This is a genomic window from Frankia sp. ACN1ag (genome assembly GCF_001414035.1).
In the GTDB taxonomy this organism is placed as follows: domain Bacteria; phylum Actinomycetota; class Actinomycetes; order Frankiales; family Frankiaceae; genus Frankia; species Frankia torreyi.
On sequence record NZ_LJPA01000019.1, the window covers coordinates 129,661 to 137,250 of the forward strand.

A 7,590-nucleotide genomic window follows, 5' to 3' on the forward strand; every position below is an offset into this window, starting at 1 on the left:
GGATGTCCCCTCGCCCGTCCCCCTGAGAGCACCGCTGCCGGCCGGCCCCCGACGGCCTCCCCGACCCCTCTGGCGCGCCCGTCTGGCGCACCCCTCTGGCGAACGGAGAACTCCAGTGTTGACAGCGCGGCCGCATCAGGGGCAGGAGGTCGACGACGCCCCGCCCCGCCCCGCCGCGCCGGCCGTCCCGGTGCCTCGCCAGTCGTCGGCGAAGCCCGACGCCGGCACCGACCCCATCGGCACGGTCACGGGGGCCATCGCCACCGACACCGCCCACGCCGCCGACACCGCCCACGCCACCGAGAACGGCAGCGCCACCAGGACCGGCAGCGCCACCAGGACCGGCAGCGCCACCGACACCGCCCACGCCACCGAGAACGGCAGCGCCACCGATGACGGCGGGGTGAGCCCGGGTCTCCTGCGCCTGATCGCCGATCGGCACGGCCGGGGCGCGCTGCGGGTCGGGGTGGTCACCGCGGCGGCCCTGGTGGCCTGCGCCGGCACCCTGGACCGACTCTGGCCGGCCGGCCGGGACCAGGCCGGCGCGGCCTTCCACCTCGCCGTGCTGCCCGCAGGTGCGGCGCTGCTGCTCCTGCGCGGCCGGCCGGCACCCGGCGAGCCCGACATCCACGACCGTCAGGTCGACTACCTGGTGGGGCTGCCGCTGCTGGGCGTCGCGGTGTTCGTGCTGACCGCGATGCCGGCCCGGCTCGGCACTCGGTTCTGGACCACGCACGCCGACCTGCTGCTCCTGCCGCCCCTGATGGCCGCGGCCGTCGCCCTGGTGTTCGGCACCCGCGCGATGTGGCGGCTGCGCGCCCCGCTGCTGCTGCTGACCGCCGCCCTCGCGCCGCTGCCGGAGGCGGCTGCCCGGTGGCCGGCCCGCCCGGTCGCCGCCGCCCTGCGGCCCCTGGTCCGCCCGCTCGCCGGACCCACGCTCACCGGGCCCACGCTGACCGGACCGGCGCTCACCGGCGCCCTGACCGGGGCGGCGGGGGTGAGCGCCGCTCTCGCGCTCGCCCTGCTGCTGGGCTGTTCGGCCCGCCGGCCGGCCCGGGCGTTTCGGCGGGGGGTGATGGTGCTGGCGCTCTGGGCGACGCTGGCGGTCGGGCGGATCGCCGTCGCCGTTCTCGCCGCGCGGGCGGGCGCGCCGGGCGCCGCCCGCGCCGTCCTCGGAGTGGGCGGGGATCTGGCCGTCCTCGCGCTGCTGTTCGGGGTGCTCGCCGTCGCCGGTGCGCCCCGGGCCGCGCGCTGCGCCCGCGCCGGTGCCTCCCGGCCGGTGCGGCGGGCGGCGGTGGCCCACTCCCGGTGGGCGCTCGTCGTCGTCGTGGCGTCCGCAGTGACCCTCGCGGCCCTCGGCGCGCTGCTTCCCCCGGCGCTGGCGGGAGCGGTATGAGCGCCCCCGGTCCGTACGCGGCGGCGCGCCGCACGCTGTCGACCGGCCAGCGGGTCGGGCTGGCGGCCGTCGGGGTGCTGCTGGTGGCCGGGGTGACGCTGGCGACGACCCCCACGCTGATCGCCGTGGTGGCGGTGCTCAGCGCCGCCTACGTCGCCGCGTTCGCCGAACGCCTCCTGCTGCTGCACCGGGCCATCCACGATCCGGGCCTGATCGTGGTCGATCCCGACGACGCGCGCGCCTGCCCCGACGCCGACCTGCCCCTCTACACCGTGCTGGTACCCGCCTACCAGGAGCCGGAGGTGTTGCCGCACCTGCTCGCCGCGATCGGACGGCTGGAGTACCCGGCGGACCGGCTCGAGGTGCTGCTGCTGCTGGAGGAGGACGACGAGGCGACGTACGCGGCGGCGCGGGCCGCGGCCTCCCCGCCGTACCTGCGGGTGGTCCGGGTGCCCTACTCGGAGCCGCGCACCAAGCCGAAGGCCTGCAACATCGGGCTCGAGATCGCCCGCGGCGACTTCGTCACCATCTTCGACGCGGAGGACCGGCCCGAACCGTTGCAGCTGCGCCGCGCCGTCGCCGCGTTCCGCCGGCTGCCGCCGAGCGTGGCCTGCCTGCAGGCGAAGCTCGGCTTCTTCAACCACAAGCAGAACATCCTCACCCAGTGGTTCACCGCCGAGTACGCGATGTGGTTCGAGCACATGCTGCCGGGACTCGTCCGCCAGGATGCCCCGGTGCCCCTGGGCGGCACATCCAACCACTTCCGGACCGAGGTGCTGCGGGAGCTCGGCGGCTGGGACCCGTTCAACGTGACCGAGGACGCCGATCTCGGGGTGCGGCTCTACCGCCGCGGCTACCGCACGCTCATCCTCGACTCGGTCACCCTGGAGGAGGCCAACAGCGACGCCATCAACTGGCTCAAGCAGCGTTCCCGCTGGTACAAGGGCTACCTGCAGACCTGGCTGGTGCACTCCCGCCAGCCGCTGCGCCGCTGCCGGGAGATGGGGCTCGTCACCTACCTGCGGTTCAACCTGTTCGTCGGCGGAACCCCGCTGCTCGCGATCATCAACCCGATTTTCTGGGCGCTGACGCTGATGTGGTTCGTCGGCCGGGTCGGCTTCGTCCACGCCCTCTTCCCGGCCTGGCTGCTCTACGCCAGCCTGGTGTGCCTCGTCGCCGGCAACTTCACCTTCGTCTACGTCAACGTGCTCGCGGCCCGCGCCACCGGGCTGCCCGGGCTGGTGTTCCGGTCGGTGCTGTCGCTCGCCTACTGGGTGCTGATGTCGCTGGCCGCGGCCAAGGCGATGGTCCAGCTCGTGCTCGCGCCAAGCTTCTGGGAGAAGACGACCCACGGCCTCGGCGCCACCCCACTGCCCCCACCGTCCGATCCCCTCCCCGATGACGTCGTTCCCGCCGCTGTCGCTGCCGCCGTGGAAGGGCCGACGATCGACCGTCCGGTGGCCGCCATCCCCTCCGCCGCCGGCACGTCGATCGCCCTGGAGACCGGCAGTGTCCACGCTTGACGCGGGGCCGGTACCCGAGGTTGCCGAGGCCCCGCCCAGCGGTGGTCCCGCGACTGCGCCGACCCCGCAGATCCCGTCGACCCCGCAGATCCCGCCAACCCCGCAGATCCCGCCGCACCTGCCGCGGCCGCCGGGCGGGCGGGCCCATCCCGGGGACGACCGCGAGGAGCGTCGCCGCCGGTCTCCCGCGGTTGCGCGGCTCGCGCCGCCGTGGCGCCGGCCCGCGCCCTGGGTCCTCGCCGCCCTGGCCGCCGGCTATGTCGCCGTCGGGGCGTGGCTGGGGCTGGGCCGGGGCGCCGCCCTGCCCGAGGCGCTGCGGCTGACGACGCGGGCCTACCTCCCGCTGTTCGGCGACGGTGGACAGCTGGGCTGGCTCGCCGTCGGCTGGGCGCCGCTGCCCGCGGCGGTGCAGGTGCCACTGATGCCGCTGGCCTGGTGGTGGCATCCGTTCGCGGCCGGCGGGCTCGGCGCCACCGCGCAGTCGGCGCTGTTCACCGCCGGCGCCGTGCGGCAGCTGCACCGCACGGCCGGCGAGCTGGGCGCCGGGCGGCGGGTCGCGGCGGCCGTGGCGGCGCTGTTCGCCCTGCACCCGGCCGTCGCCTACGCCGGGGCGAACGGCACGGCGGAAGCGTCGTTGCTGTTCTTCCTGCTGCTCGCGACCCGCCATCTGCTGCGCTGGGGCCGCGGTGGGTCGGCGAACCGGCTCGCCGCGGCAGGCGTGGCACTGGCCGGCGCCGGACTGTGCGGGCTGCCGGCGCTCGGCGCGGGTGTGGCCGCCACCGCGGCGGTGGCGGCGGTGGCGTATCGGGGCGCTGACGGCCCGGTGACGGCCCGCCGCGCGGTCGCCTGCGCCGACGCGCTGGTCGTCGCCCTGCCGCTGCTGTTCACCACGACGGTCCGGCTGCTGATCGGAACGCTGGTGGCCGGGTCGTGGGAGCGGATGGTCGCGATCGGCACGAACCCGAACCTGCTGCCCGGGGGTGCGGAGGGTGCGTCGGGCGTCGGCGCCGCGGCGCGGATCGCCCGGCTCGCCGCCCAGTCGGCGGTGCTGGAACCGTTCGCCGCCGCCCTGCTGATCGTCGCCGCGGTCGTCGCCGTCCGGCGGCGCGCCGCGGCGAGCGCGGCGGCCCTGACCGTCCTCGTCGGCGGCTACGGCACGGCGGTCGCGGTGGCGGCGATCGGCCCGGGCGGGCCCTGGTCGCTGGGGTCCTCCACCCTGCTCGTTCCCCTCACCATCCTCGCCGCCACCGGCCTGGCCACGGCCGGCGGCGCCCACCCGCCCGGCGGCGCCCACCCGCCCGTCCGCCCGGCCGCTCACCCGATCGGCGGCGCGCGCCCGGCCGTCCGCCCGTCGGCTCGCCCGGTGGCGCCCCGGTACCGCCGCGGGGTCGCCGTCGCCGTGATGCTCGCCGCGGCCCTGCCCGCGGGCGCGGCCGGCCTGCTCCAGCGCGCCGTCGCCCCCGACGAGGCGCACACCCTCACCGCCGCGTTCACCCCCGACCGGGCCGACGGCGCCGAGCGGCAGCGGCGCCACCGCTACGACACCGACCGCGGCCTCGCCCGCTGGTTGGACGCCCAGCACCTGCCCCCGCGGACGGTGCTGCTGGACACCGCGACCGGCTTCGAGGTCGTGCTGGCGTCGCGCAACCCCCGCCAGTTCGCCGTCCCCGCCGGCCATGGCTTCGACGAGCTCGCCCACGAACCGGCCCGGCGAGGCGTGCGCTACGTCGTGGCCCGACCCCGGGAGGATCCGCTGCCCGCCGACCGCGTCAACCAGGCGTACCCGACCATCGCCCGCGACGCGAGGCTGCGGCTGGTCCGGGTGGAACCCACCGGCGGGGACCTGCCCGCCTGGCGCGTCTACGCGGTGCGCTGATGCGCGCCACGCCCCGCGCCGCCCGCCCAGGCTCGTCCCCCCAGCACCGGCTCTGGCGCCAGCCCCAGTTCTGGCGCCAGAGCCGGCCCGAACGGCGCCCGAGCTCCGGTCGCCTCCGCCGGATGGCGCTGGCCGTGGTCGGCGCGGCGCTCGTGCTCGGCGCCGTCGCCACCGGCTGCGCGGGCGGCGGGCATGCCACCGCCGGCCGGCAGGGTTCCGCCGGTCCGGCACGGGCGGGGTCGGCGGGCGATCCCGCCGACGCGTTCGTGACGGTCGCCGGGGGCCGCCTGGAGCTGGCCGGCAAGCCGTGGCGTTTCACCGGGATCAACGTGTGGAACGCGAACACCCCCGCGGACGACAGCCGCTACGGCTGCGGGGAACCGGTGGACCTCGAGGAGGTCGCGCCCGCCCTCGGCAACGGGGTGCAGGTGGTGCGCACCTGGTTCTTCCAGCGCCTGGCCACCAGCCTCGACGGCCGACGGGACTGGTCGACGTTCGACCGCACGATCGCCGCGGCGAAAAGCCGCGGCCTGCGCATCGTCGCGACCCTGGGCAACCAGTGGCCGCAGTGCGAGGGCTTCCCCACCTACCAGGCCGGCTACAAGACGCAGCGGTGGTACCAGACCGGCTACCGTTCCGCGCCGCCGCCCGGCCAGCCCGACAGCTACCGCGCGTGGGTGCGGGAGGCCGTCACCCGCTACCGCGACGAGCCGGCGATCGCGATGTGGCAGCTGATGAACGAGGCCGAGGACGCGACGGCCTACCACGGCCCGTGCGCCCCGAACGCCGCCGCGACACTGCACTCGTTCGTCCAGGACATGGTCACCCTGGTGAAGAGCGTCGACCCCCACCACCTGGTCAGCGTCGGCACGGTCGGCGCCGGCCAGTGTGGCGCCGCCGCCGACGAGTACGCGACCCTGCACGCGATCGACGGCGTCGACGTCCTCGAGTACCACGACTACAGCCCCGCCCCCGTTCCCGGCGACCGGTGGAACGGACTGGCCGAACGGCTGCGCCAGTCCGCGGCGCTGCACAAGCCGCTCATCGTCGGGGAGATGGGCGTCGCCCCGCGGGAGGCCGGCGGGATCCCGGGGCGGGCCGCCCTCGTCGACCGCAAGATCGGCGCCCAGTTGCAGGCCGGCGTCGCCGGCGTCCTGCTGTGGACGTGGCGCGGCAACGACTCCGGCGACGGCTACGACATCCTGCCCGGCGACCCGGTCCTCGGCGTCCTCGCCCGGGCGCTCGACCCCGCCCCTCGCTCGGGAAGCGCCCCCGCGAGCTGACAGTGCTTGCGGGATGCTTCGTCGAGTGCGGTGGTCAGCAGCTGCGTTGCAGCACGAGGGCCTTCACCAGGGCTCCCCACTCGTAGGCGATGTTGTAGGGCAGCGAGCGCGCCGGCATGGACGGCGCTTCCAGCTGCACGTCGCCGTGGAAGCAGCGGTCGACGCGCAGCCGGGCCCGCGTCGCCTGGGTCCGCCGCGCGACGACGATGACCTTCCGCCAGCCGTCACGGCCCGCCAACAACCGGATCTCACGGCCCTCGCCCTGGGTGGTGAACGGCTCCGGCCGAAAACAGATCNCCCGCNCCCCGGCGCCCGCCTCGGCCGCGGACGGGCACCAGCTGTCCGGCGTCGACACCGACACCGACACCACCAGCGTCGGCGCGTAGCCCGCCCGGCTCAGCGTCAGCGCCCGATCCAACCCGCCGTCCACGCCGCCGAGCGCGACGATCGCGTCCGCCTTGGACGGCGAATCGAGCGCCGGGAAGACGAACAACCGCAGGGTTGAGACGATCAGCGTCACGACGACAGCGACGGCGCCCAGGGACAGCAACAGCCACCGCCGTCGTCGTGATCGGCCGGTGGGTCGATCGATCGCTTCGGCAGGCTGACCGAGGTCCGCGGCAGGCTCGACATCCGAGGCGCCCTCGTCCTCGTGCCCGGCTGGACGGGTCAGGATGGCCACGCTCCCCGCAACTTGGAGGATCTCCACTCGTCCACCCACACCAACGACCTGGCCCCGTCGATGTTCTCCACGACCCGCCGGTGTGACCGGATTCATCGGCAGCCACAGAACCGCCGCCGAAGTCGCTGGCCGGCGAACCAGACGCTCATCCGACATACGTTCAGGCGCTCGTCAGCCCCTCCCGCGTCCGGCCGGCGGACCATGCGATTTTTCTTGATCTAGGCCGTCCGCCGACCCGCCTGCCGGCCGCGGGTCATCCGTAGTCGCGGCGGCCGGTGGAGGCCGCCGCGACCAGAGAAATCGGCCCGGCCAAGCACTCGATGATCGTCTGAGCGCACTCTCGGAACGCGTCGAGTGACCCTCGGTAGGGATCGGGCAAGTCGTCATCGCTCCTCGGACCGGTAGCCGTCCAGCCGCGGCGCGACGACGCCAGACCGACCAGCGACTGCATGGCCGTCCTCGCCTCTCCCCCGGTAAGTGAGGTGCTGCCCGTTTCACGGACACGCGATAGTTGGACTATATCAGCTTTACGCCGCCTCCGGTATTGATGTCTGACTCGTCAGGTAGAGATGTTCGACGTGTTCCGGAGTGTGGTAGCNGAGGGTGGAGTGGAGTCGCTGCCGGTTGTAGAAGACTTCGATGTACTCGGCGATCGCACTGCGGGCGGCGCGGNGGNNGGGGTAGATTTCTCGGTAGACGAGTTCATTTTTGAGTGTGCCGAAGAAGGATTCGGCGGCGGCGTTGTCCCAGCACACTCCGGTGGCGCCGACGGAGGGTCGCGCGCCGTGCTTGCTCAGGGTTCGATGATAGGCATCGGACGTGTATTGCGC

The 7,590-nt window shown here is 75.0% G+C and carries 4 protein-coding genes and 2 pseudogenes; 4 read left to right on the forward strand and 2 right to left on the reverse strand.

The genetic code is table 11. From position 1 onward, the window contains the following. The first annotated feature begins 118 nt into the window (after window positions 1–118). The 4 genes from UK82_RS18415 to UK82_RS18430 are packed head-to-tail and all read left to right on the forward strand — an operon-like array spanning window position 119 to window position 6,078. The gene (locus tag UK82_RS18415) at window positions 119–1,396 is read left to right on the forward strand and encodes a hypothetical protein (protein ID WP_161849134.1); all 1,278 of its coding nucleotides are present in this window, start codon (window positions 119–121) and stop codon (window positions 1,394–1,396) included. Next, window positions 1,393–2,919 (forward strand): glycosyltransferase, encoded by a 1,527-nt coding sequence (locus UK82_RS18420; protein ID WP_055408343.1) that lies wholly within the window; start codon window positions 1,393–1,395, stop codon window positions 2,917–2,919. The genes UK82_RS18415 and UK82_RS18420 overlap by 4 nt, the downstream gene beginning before the upstream one ends. Beyond that, entirely contained in the window at window positions 2,906–4,795 is a 1,890-nt protein-coding gene (locus tag UK82_RS18425; protein WP_055408344.1) for a hypothetical protein, read from the forward strand. The genes UK82_RS18420 and UK82_RS18425 overlap by 14 nt, the downstream gene beginning before the upstream one ends. Next, on the forward strand, window positions 4,795–6,078 hold the full coding sequence (locus UK82_RS18430) for a cellulase family glycosylhydrolase (RefSeq protein WP_082121638.1): 1,284 nt from the start codon (window positions 4,795–4,797) through the stop codon (window positions 6,076–6,078). Before UK82_RS18425 ends, UK82_RS18430 begins: the two co-directional genes overlap by 1 nt. Before the next feature lie 1,281 nt (window positions 6,079–7,359). Here the strand turns inward: UK82_RS18430 and UK82_RS38570 are convergent. Further along, window positions 7,360–7,432 (reverse strand): annotated as a pseudogene (locus UK82_RS38570) (hypothetical protein); the annotation flags it as partial. Window positions 7,433–7,437: 5 nt separating this feature from the next. Continuing rightward, window positions 7,438–7,590: pseudogene (locus tag UK82_RS38575) on the reverse strand (integrase core domain-containing protein); the annotation flags it as partial.

Excerpts from the sequence above, each read along its gene's own strand:
- UK82_RS18420 (WP_055408343.1), top strand. The coding sequence starts at position 1,393 with ATGAGCGCCCCCGGTCCGTACGCGGCGGCGCGCCGCACGCTGTCGACC.
- UK82_RS18430 (WP_082121638.1), top strand. The coding sequence starts at position 4,795 with ATGCGCGCCACGCCCCGCGCCGCCCGCCCAGGCTCGTCCCCCCAGCAC.